The sequence below is a fragment of the Pelagibacterium mangrovi genome (genome assembly GCF_036662815.1).
GTDB lineage: Bacteria > Pseudomonadota > Alphaproteobacteria > Rhizobiales > Devosiaceae > Pelagibacterium > Pelagibacterium mangrovi.
In genome coordinates this window covers 73184-93456 of record NZ_JBAFXA010000009.1, presented here as the reverse complement: position 1 = coordinate 93456, position 20273 = coordinate 73184, and the positions used below count along the sequence as shown (strand labels likewise).

At 64.1% G+C, this 20273-nt stretch carries 17 protein-coding genes; 11 read left to right on the top strand and 6 right to left on the bottom strand.

The genetic code is table 11. The features are described 5' to 3' along the window. Positions 1 to 78: 78 nt before the first annotated feature. Entirely contained in the window at positions 79 to 324 is a 246-nt protein-coding gene (locus V4T21_RS15975) for a hypothetical protein (protein ID WP_332718669.1), read from the bottom strand. Between the two features lie 546 nt (positions 325 to 870). On the opposite strand from V4T21_RS15975, the gene hisS reads away from it, so the two are divergent. The 3 genes from hisS (at position 871) to hisG (ending at position 4518) form a co-directional block, all read left to right on the top strand. Continuing rightward, the gene (gene hisS / locus V4T21_RS15970) at positions 871 to 2406 is read left to right on the top strand and encodes a histidine--tRNA ligase (protein WP_332718667.1); all 1536 of its coding nucleotides are present in this window, start codon (positions 871 to 873) and stop codon (positions 2404 to 2406) included. Positions 2407 to 2731: 325 nt separating this feature from the next. After that, on the top strand, positions 2732 to 3808 hold the full coding sequence (locus V4T21_RS15965) for an ATP phosphoribosyltransferase regulatory subunit (RefSeq protein WP_332718665.1): 1077 nt from the start codon (positions 2732 to 2734) through the stop codon (positions 3806 to 3808). Further along, on the top strand, positions 3805 to 4518 hold the full coding sequence (gene hisG, locus V4T21_RS15960) for an ATP phosphoribosyltransferase (RefSeq protein WP_332718663.1): 714 nt from the start codon (positions 3805 to 3807) through the stop codon (positions 4516 to 4518). Before V4T21_RS15965 ends, hisG begins: the two co-directional genes overlap by 4 nt. Before the next feature lie 49 nt (positions 4519 to 4567). Here the strand turns inward: hisG and V4T21_RS15955 are convergent, their stop codons facing one another. Beyond that, complete coding sequence (locus V4T21_RS15955) at positions 4568 to 4951, bottom strand: DoxX family protein (RefSeq protein WP_332718661.1); 384 nt, start codon at positions 4949 to 4951, stop codon at positions 4568 to 4570. 363 nt (positions 4952 to 5314) lie between these two features. Between V4T21_RS15955 and V4T21_RS15950 the strand changes: the two genes are divergently transcribed. Beyond that, a complete protein-coding gene (locus V4T21_RS15950) occupies positions 5315 to 6064 on the top strand; it encodes a TSUP family transporter (RefSeq protein WP_332718659.1) in 750 nt (249 codons plus the stop codon). A 341-nt stretch (positions 6065 to 6405) separates the two neighbouring features. Here V4T21_RS15950 and groL read toward each other — a convergent pair whose 3' ends face one another. Then, the gene (groL, locus tag V4T21_RS15945; RefSeq protein ID WP_332718657.1) at positions 6406 to 8046 is read right to left on the bottom strand and encodes a chaperonin GroEL; all 1641 of its coding nucleotides are present in this window, start codon (positions 8044 to 8046) and stop codon (positions 6406 to 6408) included. 100 nt (positions 8047 to 8146) lie between these two features. Further along, positions 8147 to 8437, bottom strand: a complete 291-nt coding sequence (locus tag V4T21_RS15940; protein ID WP_332718655.1) for a co-chaperone GroES — start codon at positions 8435 to 8437, stop codon at positions 8147 to 8149. A 263-nt stretch (positions 8438 to 8700) separates the two neighbouring features. Between V4T21_RS15940 and V4T21_RS15935 the strand changes: the two genes are divergently transcribed. Together V4T21_RS15935 and V4T21_RS15930 are read left to right on the top strand one after the other, a co-directional pair. Continuing rightward, positions 8701 to 9837 carry a glycosyltransferase gene (locus V4T21_RS15935; RefSeq protein ID WP_332718653.1) on the top strand — a complete coding sequence of 379 codons (1137 nt, stop codon included), beginning with the start codon at positions 8701 to 8703 and terminating at the stop codon, positions 9835 to 9837. 189 nt (positions 9838 to 10026) lie between these two features. Then, the gene (locus tag V4T21_RS15930; RefSeq protein ID WP_332718651.1) at positions 10027 to 11556 is read left to right on the top strand and encodes an ArnT family glycosyltransferase; all 1530 of its coding nucleotides are present in this window, start codon (positions 10027 to 10029) and stop codon (positions 11554 to 11556) included. A 4-nt stretch (positions 11557 to 11560) separates the two neighbouring features. Here the strand turns inward: V4T21_RS15930 and V4T21_RS15925 are convergent, their stop codons facing one another. Together V4T21_RS15925 and V4T21_RS15920 are read right to left on the bottom strand one after the other, a co-directional pair. After that, complete coding sequence (locus V4T21_RS15925; protein ID WP_332718649.1) at positions 11561 to 12541, bottom strand: cation diffusion facilitator family transporter; 981 nt, start codon at positions 12539 to 12541, stop codon at positions 11561 to 11563. A 317-nt stretch (positions 12542 to 12858) separates the two neighbouring features. Next, complete coding sequence (locus tag V4T21_RS15920) at positions 12859 to 14271, bottom strand: sigma 54-interacting transcriptional regulator (RefSeq protein ID WP_332718647.1); 1413 nt, start codon at positions 14269 to 14271, stop codon at positions 12859 to 12861. A gap of 329 nt (positions 14272 to 14600) precedes the next feature. Here V4T21_RS15920 and V4T21_RS15915 point away from each other — a divergent pair, with 329 nt between their 5' ends. The 5 genes from V4T21_RS15915 to V4T21_RS15895 all read left to right on the top strand — a co-directional run bounded on the left by V4T21_RS15915 (position 14601) and on the right by V4T21_RS15895 (position 20150). Then, positions 14601 to 15815, top strand: coding sequence for an EAL domain-containing protein (locus tag V4T21_RS15915; protein ID WP_332718645.1), 1215 nt, complete (start codon positions 14601 to 14603; stop codon positions 15813 to 15815). A 214-nt stretch (positions 15816 to 16029) separates the two neighbouring features. Continuing rightward, positions 16030 to 16893 (top strand): TIGR01459 family HAD-type hydrolase, encoded by an 864-nt coding sequence (locus tag V4T21_RS15910; protein ID WP_332718643.1) that lies wholly within the window; start codon positions 16030 to 16032, stop codon positions 16891 to 16893. A 283-nt stretch (positions 16894 to 17176) separates the two neighbouring features. Continuing rightward, positions 17177 to 17815, top strand: coding sequence for a class I SAM-dependent methyltransferase (locus tag V4T21_RS15905; RefSeq protein WP_332718641.1), 639 nt, complete (start codon positions 17177 to 17179; stop codon positions 17813 to 17815). A gap of 78 nt (positions 17816 to 17893) precedes the next feature. Continuing rightward, positions 17894 to 19087: a GGDEF domain-containing protein gene (locus V4T21_RS15900; protein ID WP_332718639.1), complete on the top strand. Its 1194-nt coding sequence runs from the start codon at positions 17894 to 17896 to the stop codon at positions 19085 to 19087. Between the two features lie 79 nt (positions 19088 to 19166). After that, positions 19167 to 20150 (top strand): bifunctional riboflavin kinase/FAD synthetase, encoded by a 984-nt coding sequence (locus V4T21_RS15895; RefSeq protein WP_332718637.1) that lies wholly within the window; start codon positions 19167 to 19169, stop codon positions 20148 to 20150. The last annotated feature ends 123 nt before the right edge of the window (positions 20151 to 20273 follow it).

Here is a 20273-nt window from a genome sequence, read left to right as displayed (position 1 = left end):
GGCCGGGGTGAGGGGCTGCCGAGCCGGAAACAGCCCGCCAACAAAAACGCCCTCCCCAAAAGGGAAGGGCGCAACGGCCTACGGCCTCATGTACACCATCATCACCGTCGGCAGGCTTGGCGGGTCCGCCACTGTGGGCAATCCGATATCGCGGCGCAGCGACGGGGGCAGGTCTAACGGGCGGATCGTTTGCACTCTCCGCTTGCCGCGAACCATCGCCTTGATGGCCGCAACCACCACGCGCCACTTGCCATGCTCGGCGATCAGAGTGTCCACGGAAACCCGCAGGATCGCTTGTTCAGTCGAAATTTGGATATGCGACATCGTCTGTCATCCAGGCGCCACAAGGCGCGCTGGCTCCATTGTTGCGGTCGCGAAAAGGGTCGGGTCATCCGTCCCGCAAACGCGGCCAGAGATTGAGTTTGGTTGGAATCCGAACGGCGGACGCGAGATGTGCCGGCGTCGGGACTGCTGGTTTTGAGGAGGTCTTAAGAAGGCCGGGACGAGATGGCCGGCCCGGCTACCGCAATTTCAATGTCAGGCTTTGAAGCCGACAATGCCTTTGCAGTTGAGGCGGTAGGTCATTACCCAGCCGCGACCTTCAACTCCACGGGTGAGGACGTAAGCAAATGCTGTCATATGACGTCTCCCGAAGGCTGACGCGCCCGTTGCAGGCGCCGGTTGAAGGTGACGATCTCATAACTCACGAATCCGTGATCGCCAACCCCTGATGTGGCGCGATGTCGCAGATCGCATCCCCCTGTGGCCCATCGGCAACACCGCCGGCTCGCCTTGTCTCGAATTCTCATATCGGTTAGGAACGGCGCGTATTTCAAAAAGCCCGAAATTTCGGGGCTGGGGACCACCATAATGGCCAAGAACACTGCGCTCATCGAACCGCGCCTGCCGCGCGGTTTCGTCGATTCCGAACCGGCCGATCTGGCCGCTATCGAAGAGATGGTGGGCAAGATCCGGCATGTGTACCAGCGCTATGGCTTCGATCCCCTCCAGACCCCGTTCCTCGAATACACCGAAACGCTGGGCAAATTCCTCCCCGACACCGACCGCCCCAACGCCGGCGTCTTTTCGGTGCAGGACGATGACGAGCAATGGATGAGCCTGCGCTACGATCTGACTGCCCCGCTCGCCCGCTATTTCGCCCAGAACTATCAGGACCTGCCGAAACCGTTCAGGTCCTACCGTCAGGGTTGGGTGTTCCGCAACGAAAAGCCCGGCCCCGGCCGCTTCCGTCAGTTCATGCAATTCGACGCCGACACCGTCGGCGCAGCCGGCCCCGAAGCCGACGCCGAAATCTGCATGATGATGGCCGACACCATGGACGCGCTGGGTTTGCAGGGCAAATACGTCGTCCGCGTCAACAACCGCAAGGTCCTCGACGGCGTGCTCCAATCCATCGGCGTGGTCGATGAAGTCCAGAAGCTCTCCGTCCTGCGCGCCATCGACAAGCTCGACAAATTCGGCCCCGAAGGCGTCCGCCTGCTCCTCGGCGAAGGCCGCAAGGACGAGAGCGGCGATTTCACCGAAGGCGCCAGGCTCGACGAACAACAATGCACTGCGATTATAAAGGCAGTGAGCATTGAAAATGCCGAACAACTTTTCGACCTCGCTGCTCCAGAGGACATAGCAGGTTACGAAGATGCGTATTTCTCTGTCCCGGAACTGTCGGCATATAAATTGACGAAGACGTTTGCCGATGGTGTTGAGGAACTTCGGGAGATGCAGGCTCTCTTCACCTCCGCCGGTTACGACCCCGACCGCATCAAGATCGACCCCTCCGTTGTCCGCGGCCTCGAATATTACACCGGCCCGGTTTTCGAAATCGAACTGACCTTCAAGGTCCAGAACGAAAAGGGCCAGGACGTGGTGTTCGGCTCGGTCGGCGGCGGTGGCCGCTATGACGGCCTCGTCTCCCGCTTCCGCAACGAGGAAACCCCGGCCACCGGCTTTTCCATCGGCGTCTCCCGCCTCGCCTCCGCCCTGCGCCTCACCGGCAATCTCTCCAGCGCCCCGACCACCGGCCCGGTCGTCGTCACCGTCATGGAAAAGGACCGGATCGCCGACTACCAGAAAATGGTCGCCGATCTGCGCACCGCCGGCATCCGCGCCGAACTGTTCCTGGGTGCCTCCAAGAACATGGGCAAGCAGATGAAATACGCCGACAAGCGCAACGCCCCGGCGGTGATCATCCAGGGCTCCGACGAACGCGAACAGGGCGTCGTCCAGATCAAGGATTTGGCCGAGGGCGCCGAAGCCGCCGCGTCCATCACCGACAACGCCGCCTGGAAAACCGAACGCCCCGGCCAATATTCGGTCCCCCGCGCGCAAATGGTCGATTTCGTCAAACAAATCCCCGCCGTCGCGGCCTGGATAAAGGCAAACGGGTGATGCTCGCCCCCCCCGGTTCCCTTGGCCGGCCCCTCACCCCCATCCCCTCTCCCCAGCGGGGCGAGGGGGGCTCTCTTTGCAGCCTTAGGGCTCCAGCCGAAACGTTCCCCCTGGCTACCCTTCTCCCCTTGAGGGAGAAGGTGGATCGCCCGCAGGGCGAGACGGATGAGGGGTGCCCAGCGCCTGCAAAGCATTCCGTGGTAGATTATGTCCTGAACCCCTTCTCCCCTGGTGAGAGAAGGTGGCCGCGAAGCGGTCGGATGAGGGGGGGCAGCCTTTGCCCCAATCGCCAGAGCCGACGCGAGCTTGTTACCGGAGCCCGCCCATGACCTCCACCACCCGCCGCTCCGCCCTCCACGCCCTCGTCTCCACCCCCGGCATCACCCTCGCGGCCCCACCGATCCTCATTCCCCCCGCCGCCTATTTCGACCTCGCCGGCGAGGAGCTCGGCGCGCGCATGATCCTCACCCAGGCCCCCGACGGCTCGGAATTCTGCCTGCGCCCCGATTTCACCCTGCCCATCGCCATCGAGCATATCGCCACCGGCGCGGCCACCCCCGCCGCCTATGGCTATCTCGGCCCCATCTTCCGCCAGCGCGCCGATGGCCCCGCCGAATTCGATCAGGGCGGCATCGAGCTCCTGGCGCTCCCCGATGCCGATGCGGCGCTCACCCGCGTCATCGCCTTCGCCCGCGCCGTCATCGATATCTATGGCGTCGCCGCCCCAACCATCCGCATGGGCGATATCGACCTGTTCGAAACAATCCTTAACGCCTGCGACATGCCCGATGTCTGGCGCCCGCGCATCCGCGCCCGCTACGGCCACCCCGAGGCCATGGCCCATCTCCTCGATCGCCTCGCCGACCCCAAGCCCCCCGCCGCCGGCCCGGCAGGCCTTCCCACCGGCGACATCGCCGATTGGGTGCGCGAGCTGATGCTCACCAACGGCCTCAGCCTCACCGAAAGCCGCAGCCCAGAGGAAATCGCCGAGCGCTACCTCGAAAAGCAGGCCCTCGAAGCCGCCCATGTTCCCGGCCCGGCCATCGATTTGTTGCGCAACTATCTCGCCATTTCCGGCCCCGCCGAAAAAGCCCTCGCCGCCATCGGCAGCCTTGGCCTCGCCACCGGCATCGACCTTTCGGTGGCCCTTTCCACCGCCCGCCGCCGGGTGGCCCAATTGCATGACGGTCTCGGCGGCACGGTGCTGTTCGACGCTGGCTTTTCCCCGCGCCTCGATTACTACACCGGCATCACCTTCGAAGTGACCGGGGCAGGGGGGCTGGTGCTCATTTCCGGCGGGCAATACGACCGCCTGCTGCGCCGCCTCGGCGCGCCTGAAGATATCCCCGCCGTCGGTTGCGCGGTATGGGTGGATCGTTTGGAAGCTGAGGTGCAGGTATGAGCAGCACCATCATGCTCGCGCTCCCTTCCAAGGGCCGCATTCAGGAGCAAGCCATCGCCGTATTCGAAAACGCGGGCCTGCCCATCGAGCGCCCCGGCGGCGCGCGCTCCTATCTTGGTGAAATGGCCGCCATGCCCGATGTCGTCGTGCGGTTCCTCTCGGCCTCCGAGATCGCCCGCGAGCTGATCCGGGGCACCATCGATATTGGCATCACCGGTGAGGATTTGATCCACGAATCGGCGGAAACCGGCCCCCAGCAGGTCGAAATCGCCAAGCGCCTGGGCTTCGGCCGCGCCGATGCGGTGGTTGCGGTCCCCGATAGCTGGATCGATGTGACGGCGATGGCCGATCTGTCCGACGTCGCCGCCGATTTCCGCGCCCGCCATGGCCGCTGGCTCAAGGTGGCGACCAAATTCGTCAATCTCACCCGCCGCCACTTCGCCCGCCACGGCATCGCCGAATACCGGATCGTCGAAAGCCTTGGCGCCACCGAAGCCGCCCCGGCCTCGGGCGCTGCGGACCTGATCGTCGATATCACCACCACGGGCTCCACGCTCAAGGCCAACGGCCTGCGCGTCCTTGAGGATGGGGTGATGCTCAAAAGCGAGTCCCTGCTGGTCGTCGCCCGCAACGCCGATTGGCACGAGGGCAAGATAGCCACCCTGGACAAGCTCCTCGCCACCCTCGGCGCCTCCAGCTTCCGCCCATGAAAAAGGGCCGCTCACGCGGCCCCTTCAAATTGCATCGGAAGCGCAGTCCTTATGCCTTGCGCTCATCCACCGACAGCGCGCCCGCACCATAGGCGATGACATAGAGCATGCCGCCGGTTATGGCGATGTTCTTGAGGAACGAGGTCATTTCCATGGCATCGGCCGGGTTGAAGTGGAAGATGAAGCCCGAAAGCAGCGTAAAGGCGCCCAGTGCAGCCGCCGCCCGGCGCGCCTTGAAGCCGATGACCAGCATCAGGCCGCCGACGATTTCAAGGACAATGGCCGGCCAGATCAGGATGCCGGGCACGCCGAACATTTCCATATAGCCGACATTGAACTCGATCGCCGGGATCTTCTGGAAGCCCGCAATGATGAAGATCAACGCCAGCAGAATGCGCCCGGCAGTCGGAAGATAAGTCTGAAACGAAGTCATGGTGATGTATCCGGTGTTGGGTTGTGATGCCCGGACATTGCCGCAATTTCCCCGATCGAGAAATCAGCCTAAAACCGACGCATCGTTCACTCAAACAACACCAATCCACCCGCTCCCATACCCAGAACCTCGACCAGAAAATAACGGCACCGTCTTCTCCACCCGGAAATAACGCCGCAGGGGCCAGTCCACCAACTCCGCCCCACCCCCACCTTGTCATTCCGGGATTTATTCCCGGAATCCAGTCCAGCGCCTGCCCACCCACCAAAGCCCAGACACAGCCCCACCGACCTGCACCCCCCATTGCAAACCGCCCCGCTTCATGCCAGCAAGCCCCGTCTTCCGCTTCAGGGCCATCATTCCGTGTTCGATATCTGGGTTCTTCTCATCCTCGGCGGCGTCGGCGTCGTCGCCGGCTTCGTCGATGCCGTTGCCGGCGGCGGCGGAATGATCACCATTCCGGCCCTGCTTTCGGCTGGCCTTCCCCCGGTCACGGCGCTGGCCACCAACAAGGCCCAGTCCATCGTCGGCACCACGATGGCCGCCTACACCTATTGGCGTAAGGGCTACGTCTCGATCCTCTCGCTGATCCCCTCGATGGCCGCTGCCTTCGCCGGCTCGTTCCTGGGCGCCATCGCCCTCAAGCAGATCGATACCTCCGCGCTCGAAATCGCCGTCCCCATCGCGATCATCGCGGTGGCGCTCTATTTCACCCTCTCACCCGCCATCAAGGATATCGACGGCGCGGCGCGGCTCGATTTCTCCACCTTCGTCCCGCTCTTTGCCTTCGGCATCGGCTTTTACGATGGCCTGTTCGGCCCGGGCACCGGCTCGTTCTTCATCCTGGCCTTCGTCGCGCTCTTCGGCCTAGCGGCGGCCCGTGCTTCGGCTCACACCAAGGTGCTCAACGTCACCTCCAACCTCGCGGCGCTCTGCTTTTTCATCTTCGCGGGCGACGTCGTCTGGCCCGTCGCCGCCGTCATGGCCGCCGGCCAATTGCTCGGCGGCTACCTCGGCGCCATCACCGGCATCCGCTTCGGCGCCCGTGTCATCCGGCCCCTTGTCGTCATCGTCTCCATCGCCCTCGCCATCAAGCTCCTGTTCTTTCCTTAGACCATCCGCAACCGCCGTTCCTCGACGCTAGCACAGGGGGCTCTTGGGGAAGCATCAGAGTTCTTTCCGAAACGCTGCCACAATCACCCCTTCTCCCCCTGAGGGAGACTTCGAGCCGTCCTTTGGCCAATCGTGCCGGTGGCACGATTGGAGGCGAGAAGGCCATGAGAGCTATGCTCGAATGGCAGGCCGCGAAGCGGTCGGATGAGGGGTGCGCTGAGCTCCCACAACCGACATGGCCAATCGATTCCCCTAACACCCCAAAAAACGGAAAAGGCGGCCCCGGAGGACCGCCTTCCCGTTCGAGGGTCTGGAGAGACCCCGATAGCGATGGGGATGGATTAGAAATCCATGCCGCCCATACCGCCCATGCCGCCGCCGCCCGGCATTGCCGGCGCTTCGGTCTTGGGCAGTTCGGCGATCATGGCTTCGGTGGTGACCAAGAGGCCCGCAACCGAGGCAGCGTCCTGCAGGGCTGTGCGAACCACCTTGACGGGGTCGATGATGCCCATCTGGATCATGTCGCCATATTCGCCCGTCTGGGCGTCGTAGCCATAGGTGTCCGAACCGTTGTCGAGGATCTTGCCCACAACCACCGAACCTTCGTCGCCGGCGTTGTTGACGATCTGACGCACCGGCTCCTGGAGCGCGCGGCGCACGATGGCGATACCGGCTTCCTGGTCGGCGTTGATGCCCTTGGCGGCAAGGTTGGACGAAGCACGCAGCAGAGCCACGCCGCCGCCCGGAACGATGCCTTCTTCAACGGCAGCGCGAGTCGCGTTGAGCGCGTCGTCGACGCGGTCCTTGCGCTCTTTCACTTCCACTTCGGTCGCACCGCCGACGCGGATCACGGCAACGCCGCCAGCGAGCTTGGCCAGGCGTTCCTGGAGCTTCTCGCGGTCGTAGTCCGAGGTGGTTTCCTCGATCTGCGCCTTGATCTGGTTGACGCGGCCTTCGATGTCTTCCTTGGAGCCCGAACCATCGACGATGGTGGTGTTTTCCTTGGAGATTTCGACGCGCTTGGCAGTGCCGAGCATATCGAGCGTCACGCTTTCGAGCTTGATGCCGAGGTCTTCGGAAATCACCTGACCGCCGGTCAGGATGGCGATGTCCTCGAGCATGGCCTTGCGGCGATCGCCGAAGCCCGGAGCCTTGACGGCAGCGACCTTCAGGCCACCACGCAGACGGTTGACGACGAGGGTGGCGAGCGCTTCGCCTTCAACGTCCTCGGCAATGATCAGCAGCGGACGCTGGCTCTGGACGACGGCTTCGAGAACCGGCAGCAGGGCCTGCAGATTGGCAAGCTTCTTTTCGTGCAGCAGGATCAGCGGATCGTCGAGCTGGGCGACCATCTTTTCGGTGTTGGTCACGAAATAGGGCGACAGATACCCACGGTCGAACTGCATGCCTTCGACGACGTCGAGTTCGGTCTCGGCGGTCTTGGCTTCCTCGACGGTGATGACACCTTCATTGCCGACCTTCTGCATGGCGCTGGCGATCATCTCGCCGATTTCTTTTTCGCCGTTTGCGGAAATGGTGCCGACCTGCGCGACTTCCGAGGAGTTGGAAATCTTGACGGCCTTCGAAGCGAGGTTTCCGATCACTTCGTTCACGGCGAGGTCGATGCCGCGCTTGAGGTCCATCGGGTTCATGCCGGCAGCGACGGCCTTGACGCCTTCGTTGACGATCGACTGGGCCAGCACGGTCGCGGTGGTGGTGCCGTCACCGGCGATGTCGTTGGTCTTGGAGGCCACGGCGCGCACCATCTGGGCGCCCATGTTTTCGAACTTGTCTTCAAGCTCGACTTCCTTGGCGACCGAAACGCCGTCCTTGGTGATGCGGGGAGCGCCGAAGCTCTTTTCGATCACCACGTTGCGGCCCTTGGGACCCAGGGTCACCTTCACCGCATTGGCGAGGATGTTGACGCCGCGGACCATCTTGTCGCGGGCGTCGGTCGAGAACTTTACTTCCTTGGCGGACATGTAAGTTTGCTCCGAATGAGAATTAAGAAGAGAGCGGGAGAGGCGGACTGGAGCGTTTTCAGGAACCCGTTTTCAGGTTCGAAAACGCGACCGGTAAAAATTACGCCTCGATCACGCCCATGATGTCGGACTCTTTCATGATCAGCAGGTCTTCGCCGTCGATCTTGACTTCGGTGCCGCTCCACTTGCCGAACAGCACGCGGTCGCCGGCCTTGACGTCGAGCGGGGTAACCTTGCCGGCATCGTCGCGGGCGCCCGGGCCCACCGAAACGATGACGCCCTCGGAGGGCTTTTCCTTGGCAGTGTCGGGGATGATGATGCCGCCAGCGGTCTTTTCCTCGCTGTCGACGCGCCGGACCACAACGCGGTCATGTAGGGGACGGAAGCTCATGGTCGCTCCTTTGGAACGTAGTGTTGAGATCGTATATTCCTCCACTGTTAGCACTCCTGTACCGAGAGTGCCAGCAGTATGGCCGACGAGATAGGAAGAGGGGGCAGATGAGTCAAGCGCGCCCCGGGCAAAAAATTTTGCATCCCCCAGCCGGGCTTGCTATGCGAGACGGGCGCCGCGTTATAGCGGTTGCACGCGGTGGCCTTCGGGCTCCGCGCCCGCAACAGCCAAGAGCTATCTTGGGGACATAAAAAGACGATACCATGACTGCCCTTGCCCCCCATGATCCCCTCGATGCGAACTGGACAGCGCCGACCCTGTCGGTGATCGTCCCCACCTTCAACGAGCGCGACAACATCGGCCCGCTGATCGAAAAGCTCGAAGCCGCGCTCGACGGCACCGCTTTCGAAGTGATCGTCGTCGATGACAACAGCCCCGACGGCACTGCCGAGCTCGCCAAATCCATCGCCGCGCAAAAGCCCCATGTGCGTTGCATCCACCGGGTCGGGCGGCGCGGCCTCTCCTCGGCCTGCATCGAGGGCATGGCCTCGTCCTCGGCCGAATTCGTCGCCGTGATCGACGCCGACCACCAGCACGACGAAACCATCCTGCCCCAGATGCTGCAAAAGGTCCGCGATGGCGCCGATATCGCCGTGGGCTCGCGCTATACGGGGGAGGGGAGTTCCGTTTCCGGCTTCACCGCCGGCCGCCAGATGGGTTCCACCCTCGCCACGCGTCTTTCGGGCATCCTGACGGGCAAGTCGCTCTCGGACCCCATGAGCGGCTTCTTCCTCCTCCGCCGCTCGCTGTTCAATCGCATCGTTCCCCAGCTATCGCGCGAGGGGTTCAAGATTCTGCTCGACATCATCGTCACCGCCAACCGCAGGGCGGACGGCAAGCTGGCGATCGCCGAAGTCCCCTACAGCTTCCGCCCGCGCCACGCCGGCGAAAGCAAGATGAGCCCCTTGATCGTCGCCCAGTTCCTGGGGTTGATCCTCTCGCAGATCTCGCGCGGCTTCCTGCCCACCAGCTTCCTTTTGTTCGCCCTGGTCGGCGCCTCGGGCGTCGTCGTGCACATGGCGGTCCTGGCCCTGGCCTTCCAGGCCCTCGATTTCAACTTCGCCAACAGCCAATTGGTGGCCACCCTCGTCGCCATGACCACCAATTACGTCCTCAACAACGAGCTGACCTACGCCGACAAGAAGCTCCGCGGCGCCAAATTCTGGACGGGCCTTTTGAGCTTCTACATCGTGTGCAGCTTCGGCGCGATCGCCAACATCTCGGTCGCCAGTGTCCTGTTCGAAGCCCACCTCGCTAATTTCTTCATCGCCGGCATCGCCGGCGTGGTGATGAGCGTCGTCTTCAACTACGCGGTGACCCGCATGTTCACATGGCGCTGACGCCCGATCCCCTTGCCGCGCCGCTACTGGACCCCGGGAATAAATCCCGGGGTGACAATTTGTGGATGGAGCAGGGCACGCAACACACCCTCTCCCCTGTCATTCCGGAACTCGTTCCCCGAATCCAGCCCCAGCCTCAAAGGTCGGATGAGGGGTGCGCAGCCTCTGCCGCACAAACCGGAGCCCATGATGCCCACTAACCCCCGCATCGGCCCCTTCACCCCCGCCCAGGCCACCCTCATCCTTATCGCGGTGACCTTCATTCTGCGCACCATCGGCGCAGCGGTGGTCGGCTGGGGCACGGGCGAGGCCTATTACCTCGCCTCAGCCCGCCAGTTTCACCTCTCCTATTTCGACCAGCCGCCCCTCTCGCTCTGGACCATCTGGGCAACCCTCCAACTCACCGGCTCGGACAGCCTCCTCGCCATCCGCCTGCCGTTCGTTGCGATGTTCGCGGTCTCCACCTGGCTGGTGTTCGACATCACCCGTCGCATCCACACCCCGCTCGCCGGCTTTTTCGCCGCGCTGATCGTCAACGCCTGCGTGCTGTTTTCCCTCTCGGTTGGCTCCTGGACCCAGCCCGACGCCCCCATGCTGCTGTTCTGGCTGGCCACAATCCGGGTGCTCGTCGAAATCTTCTTCGGCGCCGGCGCCCGACGACCCTATTTCTATTGGGGCCTCGCCGGCCTCTTCCTCGGCCTTACGTTCCTCTCCAAATACCACGCCGCCTTCCTCGTCGCCGGCACCGGCCTGTTCATCCTCCTCAATTCCACCCAGCGCCGCTGGCTAACCCATGGCGCGCCATGGCTCGCACTGGCCATCGCCCTGGCGATCTTCTCCCCCGTCATCATTTGGAACGCCCAGAACGATTGGGCCTCCTTCGGCTTTCAGGGCGGCCGGGCGCTGGCCGAATCCCGCCTGCGCTGGGATGGCCTTTTCCGCATGATCTGGGGCCAGCTCCTCTACATGGTCCCCTGGCTCGCCATTCCCGCGCTCTATATCGGGGGCAGGGCGCTCGCCGCCGGCCCGCGCGGCCAGTTTCCCTCGGGCACTGTCCCCGGCGCCGCCGCACTCTTTGCTTATATCGGCTGGCCGCCGGTGATCTTTTTCACCCTCGTGGCGCTCTGGAGCGATACCCAGTTCCACTTCCACTGGCAGGCGCCGGGCTATCTCATGCTGTTCATGCTGATGGGCGCCTGGGCGGCCAATCGCGACGGCAGGGCCATCCGCATCTGGCTCTACGGCTCGGCCATAGCAACGCTCGCCATCCTGACCCTGCTGGTCTCCCACGCCGCCACCGGCTGGGCCCGCACCGTCTTTCCCGGCGATTGGGAAGACCCGACCGCCCTCCAGCTCCCCTGGACCGAACTGGGCGACGACCTCGCCGCCCGCAACGCGTTTACCGAACAAAACCTCTTCATCGCCGGCATCGACTGGATCGATTGCGGCTATGTCGACACCCAGATCGCCGGCCGTCTCCCCTTCGCCTGCTTCGGCGAGGACACCCGCAATCTGGGCTACAATTTCGACCCCGCCGTCCACGCCGGCTGGAACGCCTACATCGTCGACCAGACCCGCAGCCCCGACGCCGTCATCGAAACTTACGGCTCCCGCTTCGAAAGCATCGAACACCTCGATACGCTGACGGTTTCACGCAACGGCGTCGTCGAACTCACCAACATCCAGCTCTTCTACGCCGAAAATTTCTCCGGCGAGTGAGGCCCTAATCGTGAGCATGCCCATGCCCATGCTCTCCCACGGGATGCCCGATCAGCGTCGCATGCTCATCCCGACATTCCCCCGGCGCCTCGAACTCCAGCGTCGAATGAGCAATCCCGAACCGCTCCCGCGCCACCGCTTTGAGCCGGGCCTTGATCGCATCGCGAGCCGCCCCATGCTCCTCGCCCGTCACCACATGCGCCTCCAGCGCGTTCTGGTGCTCGTCGATCGCCCACACATGCACATGATGCACGCCCTCGACCCCCTCGACCTCACCGAGCGCGCCGACCAACAGCTCCATGTCGATCTCCGGCGGCGACCCCAGCATCAGCACCCGGATCGACCCGCCGATCTCGGCGAACGCCATCCACAGGATGTACCCGGCGATCGTCAGCGTCACGATCGGATCGACGATCCACCAATCGAACAGGATGATCAGCGTCCCCGCCACGATCACCGCCACCGAGCCGAGCGCATCGGCGACATTGTGCAAAAACGCCGCCCGGATGTTCATCGAGCTTTTTGACAGCGTATAGGTGAGCATCGCCGTCACGATATCGACCACCAGCGCCACCCCGGCGATGATGACGATCATCCACCCGGCTACCGGCTGCGGCTCGAAAAACCGCATCACCGCCTCATAAACCAGATACAGCCCGATCACGATCAGCGTCGTATAATTGATCAGCGCCGCGACGATCTCGGCCCGCACATACCCGAACGTCATCTTGGAATCTGAAGGCCGCCGCGCGATCTTACGCGCCGCAAAGGCGATCACCAGCGACACCGCATCGGAAAGATTGTGCAACGCATCGGCGATCAGCGACAGGCTCCCCGCCATGACGCCACCCACGATCTGCGCGATGGTGAGCAGAAAATTGACCCCTATCGCCCAGAACACCCGCCGGTCCCCCGATGCCGGGTCGATATGATGATGATGGTGATGAGCCACTGCGCCACCCTGCCGTCGTTTCGTTAAGCTCACCACTTCTGCATCCTCCAGTCACTAGAGGAGCAAGCCCTTTTTTCCGCTTACGCGGCAATGCCGCTTCTCCCCCCGCCACAGGCTCTCCTTCTCCCCTGGCAGGCCGCGAAACGGTCGGATGAGGGGGCTCTGAGTTTCTACCCGCGCTATCGCCAGCATATTACCGAAGCATCCGCCACAAGCTCCCCTTCTCCCCTTGAGGGAGAAAGTGGGCCGGCGAAGCCGGGTCGGATGAGGGGTGCGCCGAATCTCCCCTCGCGCCACCGCCGGCATTTTTACCGAAGCACCCACCAAGGCCGAAACAGGCCTCAGCCCCCCTAAGCCGCCCCGGCCCGCTCCCAGCCCAACCGCTTACGATAAATCGTCGAAGGGCTGATCTCCAGCGCCGCCGCCGCCCGCGCGATATTGCCCCCGAAGGCATCGAGCGCATCCTCGATGATCTTCTGCTCCTGCTGCCACATGGGCAACACGCTCGGCTGTCCACCCATCGCCGCCTGCGCCGCGCAATAGGCGTCGCGCGATTCGATATCGGCGGCCAGCGCCATCTGCGCGCTCACCGCACCCCCGTCGAACATCACGACGACCCGGCGCACGAGGTTCTGAAGCTGGCGCACATTGCCCGGCCATTCCCGCGCCACGAACAGATCGGCGACGTCCGGCGCGAACCCGGAAAAATCCTTGCCCTCTTCCTGGGCGAAGCGCCCGAGAAAGCTCTGGGCCAGCGGCATGATATCCCCCGGCCGCTGCCGCAGCGGCGGCAGATGGATGGGCAGCACATGTAGCCGATAGAACAGATCCTCGCGGAATTTCTTTTCGCTCACCAACTGCATCGGGTTGCGATTGGTCGCGCAGATCACCCGCACATCGACCGGCCGGGCCACCGATTCACCAACCCGCGCGATCGTCCCGGTCTGCAAAAACCGCAGCAACTTGGCCTGCAGCGAAAGGTCCATCTCGCCGATCTCGTCGAGAAACAGCGTTCCCCCATCGGCCATCTCGATGGCGCCCTTGCGGTCCTCATGGGCGCCCGTATAGGCCCCCTTGACCGCGCCGAACACCTCGGCCTCCATCAATTCACGCGGGATCGCCCCGGCATTGATGGCAATGAACGGCTTTTTGGCGCGCGGCCCGCGCTTGTGCAGCGCCTCGGCGGAAACTTCCTTGCCCGTGCCGCTTTCCCCGGTGATGAACACGGGCGCTGCCGAAGGCGCTATCCGCAAAATCTGGTCGTAGATCGCCCGCATCTGCGGAGTCGTGCCCACGAACCCCTCGAAATCGGCGTGCCGGTCCTCCGCCGCCTCGCAGACGATGGCGCGGGCCTTGCCGTGCCGCTGGCCCAATTCGCCCAGCCGCGCCGCCAGCACGGGGCCGGAAATGGGCAGGGCCAGATAATCATGGGCGCCGGCGCGCATCGCGGCCACCGCCATCGAGACCGACCCGCCATCGGAAAGCGCGATGATCAGCGCCCCGTTCGACGCCCCGGCCAGCATCCCGAACGCCGCTTCCTCGTCGCAGCCCAGCCCTTCCAGACTTGTCGTCTCGGCCAGGATCACGTCGAACCGCCCGGTCTTGAGGTTGCGCAGTGCCTGCTGGCCGCTGGTGCAATGGACCAGCGCGACGCCTTGGCCCCAGTGGGAAAAGATCGCCGCCATCGTGGCACGCGCCCTCTCGCCCGAGCTCTCGATGAGCAACAGTCTCACATCTGCGTCCGATGGGTTTCCATCACGCATCCGGCCAGTACTCCTAGAGCGTTTCCAGCAAAAGTGGATACCACTTTTGCGGTTCGGAAACGGGCCAAAACAAAGACTTAGAGCTATTGAAGCGATTCGAGGAAACGCCGAAATGCTCTAAATCGAGGCCCTGCGGCCTCACGAAAAATCAAGACCTTGCGGAGAGACGGCTTGGCTCGCGGCCCGGCGTCTCTCCAGCGGCAGGGCTTATCCCCACTATCAATCCGTTAGGGTAAACAAAGGGTTGGCACTTATGCTTTTTCGCCTTCCCGCCAGATGCTAGAGATTGATCAGGAAGCCGATTTGATTCCCTTGGGGGCTGGAGCCGCGTGCAGGGGCTGGTCTTGATCTTTATCGGGGTGTGCGGCGCCGCTCTGGGCGCCGTGGCCTATTTCGCGCTCGGCTTCACTCCCATCGAAGCCGGGCTGCTGGCGCTTGTCGTCATCGTCGGCGGCGCGCTGGTCGAGGAGCGCACCGCCCGCCGCCGCGCCTTCAAGCGCCTCGAAGCCGGCGTCGAGGAAATGGGCCGCCTGCTCGCCACCGATGCCAAGGCCGGCCAGGTCCTCTCCCAGCGCGTCAACGCCATCGCCGATCTCGAACTCGGCCCCCGCCTCGATATCGTCGAAGCGGATATGAGCGTCCTGGGCACCGTCGTGCGTCAGGTGGCCGAGGCTGTGTCCGATCTCGAAACGGCGCAGCAAGCCGCAACGCCGGCGCGCGACGAGGGCTCCCCCCGCACCGAGCGCGAGCCGCGCCGCCCAAGCGTTCCGCTGTCCGAGGTTCGCCGCGCTCTCGACGAGGGCAGGGTGGTTTACGAGGCCCAGCCCATCCTCACGCTCCCTCAGCGTAAATTCCACGCCCTCGATCTGGTGCCGCGCCTCGAGCTCGATGGCGGTCTGGTCGATCCGCCCGCCTTCATGCCCATCCCCACCGGCGAGGGCACGGTCATCCTGCGCCGCATCGACCTTCTGTCGGCACAGGAAGCCATCCGCATCGTCCGCCGCGCCCGGCTCAACGGGGATCCGGTGCGCCTTCTCGTCGATATTTCCCCCGCCACGCTGGGCGACAAGTCCACGCTCGAAAAACTCCTGGCGCTGCTTGCCGCCAACCGCGCCGTCAATGGCGATATCGTCTTCGCCCTCGATTACGAAATCTGGGCCTCCCTCTCGCTCCCTCAATCCGATGGTCTTGCCAGCCTCGTGACCCAGGGCGCCACCGTGGCCCTGCGCGACGCGACCACCCTGCGGCTCGATTTCGCCGGCATCGCCGAAAAGGGCGTGCGCTACATCTCCACCTCCGGCCACGCCTTCCTCAAGACGCCGGCAGCCTTGACCGATTTCCATTCCTCCGACATCAACGACTACATCAAGCGTTTCGGCATCAACCTCGTCGTGACGGGTCTGGAGGCCGAAAGCGAAATCCTCGCCCTTCTCGACGATGGCGTCGGTCTCGCCCAGGGCCGCGTCCTGGGCTCCACCGCGCCGCTGCGCCCCGATTTGCGCGACGAAGGCGACGACGACCTCCGCCACGCCGCGCGGCGCTAGAGCACTTCCAGCAAGTCCGGGAATGACATGGGAGTGGATATGACGACGGGGTTGTCCTAAACCCAACCTGTCATTCCGGGATTTATTCCCGGAATCCAGTGCGGCACCCGTCCGAAACACGTAAACATCGATTGGCTCCAGCGCGCCAAAAACAATGACCTGCAGCAACCGGCTTTCGAAGAAAGCGGAAATGCTCTGATATCTGGAGGCATATATGCCCGCACTTTCCGGCCCCACACCGGGCCTCTCAAGCCTCGCCTCCCGCTACCCGGCGGTGCTGTCCGACGTCTGGGGCGTTGTCCACAACGGCATTGCTCCCCATGAAGGGGCTGTCGAAGCGCTGGTGAACTATCGCGAGCAGGGCGGCTGCGTCGTGCTCATCACCAACGCCCCGCGTCCTGGCGCCTCCATCGTCGCCCAGCTCGACGCCATGAATATTCCGCGCGCGGCCTATGATGCGCTCATTTCCTCGGGCGACGCCACGCGGGGCCTGTTGGAAAACTGGCGCGGCCGCACTGTCGCCCGCGTCGGTCCCTCGGTCGACGACGTGCTTTTCGAAGGCCTCGATCTCACCTTCGGCTCCGACGAGGAGGCCACCGCCGTCGCCGTCACCGATCTGGACACCGACGACGACACCCCCGCCGACTATGCGGCCCGCATGGAAATCTGGAAGTCGCGCGACCTCCCCCTCATCTGCGCCAACCCCGACAAGGTGGTGGAAGAGGGCGACCGCATCGTCTATTGCGGCGGCGCGCTGGCCGATGCCTATGAGGATATCGGGGGCAGGGTGATGATGGCCGGCAAGCCCTTCAACCCCATCTACGAACAGGCCAAGGCAATGCTCGACGAGGCCGCCGGCCGCCGCTTCGCAAAGGCCGATATCCTGGCCATCGGCGATTCGGTCCGCACCGACGCCATGGGCGCCGCCCAGTTCGGCATCGATCTGCTGTTCATCACCGGCTCCATCCACGCCGCCGAACTCGACGCCTTCAACAATCCCCCCGCCAAACGCGTCTCCGACCTCGTCTCCGTCTCCCGCGCCAACATGATCGGCTTCATGCCCCGCCTCATGTGGTGAGCCAGGGCGCGTCGGCAGCGCTGATATTTCTCCAGACTCCCCCAAGCGCTACCCTTCTCCCCTCGTAAGGGGAGAAGGTGCCCCGAAGGGGCGGAAGAGGGGGTGCGCCGATCCGCCGCCAAACACAATCGCCAGAAGCATCCCCCGACTCTTTCTCCACCCCCCACTGCCGTCACCCCGGGTTTATCCCGGGGCAAGGTACGCTCGCCGCCCTCGGCTCCTTCCCCCTCATCGTCTTCGGTGATTGCGCTCCATTCTCTCTTGGAACACACTGACCCACCCCATGACCGACCCGGCCACCTTCATCGCCGCCAACCTCCCCATCCGCCCGGTGCCGGATCTTCCCCACATCCGCCTCCACACCGCCACGCCCCAGAGCGGCGTCTGGCGCCTCGCCGCCGATGGAGTGCCGCCCTATTGGGCCTGGCCCTGGCCCGGCGGCCTCGCCCTCGCGCGCCACATCGCGGCCCATCCCGAAATCGTCGCCGGCAAATCCGTCCTCGATCTGGGCACCGGCTCCGGCCTCCTCGCCATCGCCGCTTCCCGCGCCGGCGCGTCCCACACCACCGCCGCCGATACCGATCCGCTGGCCATCGCCGCCCTCGGCCTCAACGCCGCGCTCAACGGCACAGCCATAACCCCCATCCACGCCGACCTCCTCGACGCGCCTCCACCCGATGCCGAAGTGATCCTCATCGGCGATCTCTTCTACGACGCCTCGCTGGCCCGCCGCGTCACCACCTTCCTCGATCGCTGCCTTGCCGCCGGCGCCACGATCTATGTCGGCGATATCGGCCGCGATTTCCTCCCCCGAGACCACCTCGTTCCCCTTGGAACCTACCCGCTCCACGATTTCGGCGAGCCCTCCACCGCCGAGCCGCGCCCCGCTCACGCCTATCGCTATCGAAATCTCCAGATTTGACGCGGGCGTTTAAATGTTTTTTATGCGCGTTGGGTGAAAACGGGCCCATCCTCTTTATGAAATCGCAGGCTGAAGCGCGTGACCGGGCAGTTCTTTTTCGCATTGCTCAATCCGGTCATCGCCCTGGTGCTGGCCGTGATGTTCTTCATCCTTTGGCGAAAACGCCCGGCGCGCCGCCATTTCATGTTCGTTTCCATCGCGTTTGCCTGCTGCGGGCTGGCCTTCATCGCCCAGGATTTTCTCCAGCCCTTTGAAGGCCCTGTGCTCCGGATCTTTGCCAATGGCCTGTTCTTTGCGGCCATCCTGCTGGCTTGCTGCAGCGCGCTGATCCGCATCGATGCGCCCATCCCCGCCATCGCCTTCACCCTCATCGGCCTTCTCTCGGGAGCCGCCTTTTTCTGGTTCCTCCTGGTCGACCCATCCGTCACCGCCCGCATCTACATCCTCAACGCCGCCTATGCGGTCTTTGCGGTCATCACGGGTTGGCATCTGCTCAAGGCAAAGCCCAAAAATACAGTCGATTGGCTCGGCATCGTGTTGATGGCTTTCCTCTTCGTTCTCGCCGTTTCGCGGCCCCTCGCCACGCTGATGAGCGTCCTCGACGTCAACGCGGGCGGCGATTTCCAGGATTCGACCTATTGGGCCACCGTCCAGGCGCTCACCCCGCTGCTGGCCCTGGCCACCGCGTTCCTGTTCCTGGCCGCCATGGTGCTCGAACTGGTAGGCGAATTGCGCAGCGAGGCCGATCGCGATTACCTCACCGGCCTTCTCAACCGCCGGGGTTTCGAAAGGCACGTGGCGCCGGCGCTCCAGGCGACCGATCCGGCCCTCTCCCAGCCCGCCCTGATGCTCATCGACATCGATAATTTCAAAGTTATCAACGATAGTTTCGGCCATGCGGTGGGCGATGAGGTGATCGCGGCGGTGGCCGGCGTCCTTTCCACTCACGGCGCCGCCGCCCTCGTCGCGCGCACCGGCGGCGAAGAATTCGCGCTGTTCTACACCGACAGCCGCCGGGCCGGTCTTCTCGCCCAGGCCCAGATCATCCGGTTCGAATTGACCCGCGTCGCCGTTGCGGGCCTCCCCCCGGCCCACCCGCTCACCGTCAGCATCGGCATCCAGGCCCGCCACCAGGCCGAACCGCTCTCGGACATGATGACCCGCGCCGACCGCGCGCTGTACGAGGCCAAGCTGGCCGGCAAGGACCGCGCCGTCATGGCCCCGCTGCCCCTGCGTTCGATCGTCGAGCACCCGGCCCGCGCCATCCGCTAGCGCGCGACAATACCCGCTCTTGCAATCGGCGTGACAAAAAGGCAGTTTCCGCCTCTCCGCAGCCTCACCAAAAGACCTCATGACCGCCGGAAAATCCTTCCTCCGCCTCGACGGCCTGTCCGACGTACCGTCCGCCATAAAGGGCGGGGTGATCGCCATCGGCAATTTCGACGGCTGCCATCGCGGACACCAGCAGGTCTTCGCCGCCGCGCGTGAAATGGCCGCCAAAAAAGGCGTCCCCTCGGTCATGCTGACCTTCGAACCGCACCCGCGCGACGTCTTCGCGCCAAAGCCTTTCCTGCATCGCCTGACCTACGCCGATCAGAAGGCCCGGCTCGCCGAAGCACTGGGGTTCGATGCCATCGCGATAATGGAATTCTCCCGCGAGCTCGCTTCCGTCGAAGCCGCCGATTTCGTCTCGCGCTTCCTGCTCGATGCGCTGGAAGTGTCCGGGGTCGTGGTCGGCGCCGATTTCCATTTCGGCAAGGGCAGGGCGGGCACGCCCGATTTCCTTCTCGCCCAGGGTGAGGAAAAGGGCTTCTCGGTCAACATATGCGAAATGCTCGACGAGGGCGCCGAACCGGTCTCCTCCTCCCGCGTCCGCGACGCGCTGGCCCAGGGCGATGTCGCCACCGCCAACGCGCTTTTGGGCTACCACCATTTCTTTTCCGGCACGGTGATCGACGGCGACAAGCGCGGCCGCGCGCTGGGTTTTCCCACCGCCAACATGGCGGTGCCCGAAACCTTCGGGCTGGCCCAGGGCGTTTACGCCGTCAAGGTCCGGCTCGATGGCGAGGTGTTCGACGGGGTTTCCGCCTATGGCAAGCCCATGTTCGACAACACCAAGCCCCCGTTCGAAACCTTCATCCTCGATTTCGACCGCGACATCTACGGCAAGACCCTCGAGGTCGCCCTTGTCTGCCACGTCCGCGGCCAGATGAAATTTGCCGACCTCGATTCCCTTGTCGCCGAAATGGCCCGCGACACCCAATCCGCCCGAATTACCACCGCCCAGGCGGCCCCGCTCTCCGAGCTCGACGCCGCGCTGGGCTTCGTTTCTTAGCCAATAGGGATGGGTTGGTGCCCCTGGCGCACCCCTCGCCCCCGTCCCCTCTCCCTCAAGGGGAGAGGGGGGCTTTTACTGAAGCGCTTGCGCCAGTCTACCCTTCTCCCCCTGAGGGAGAAG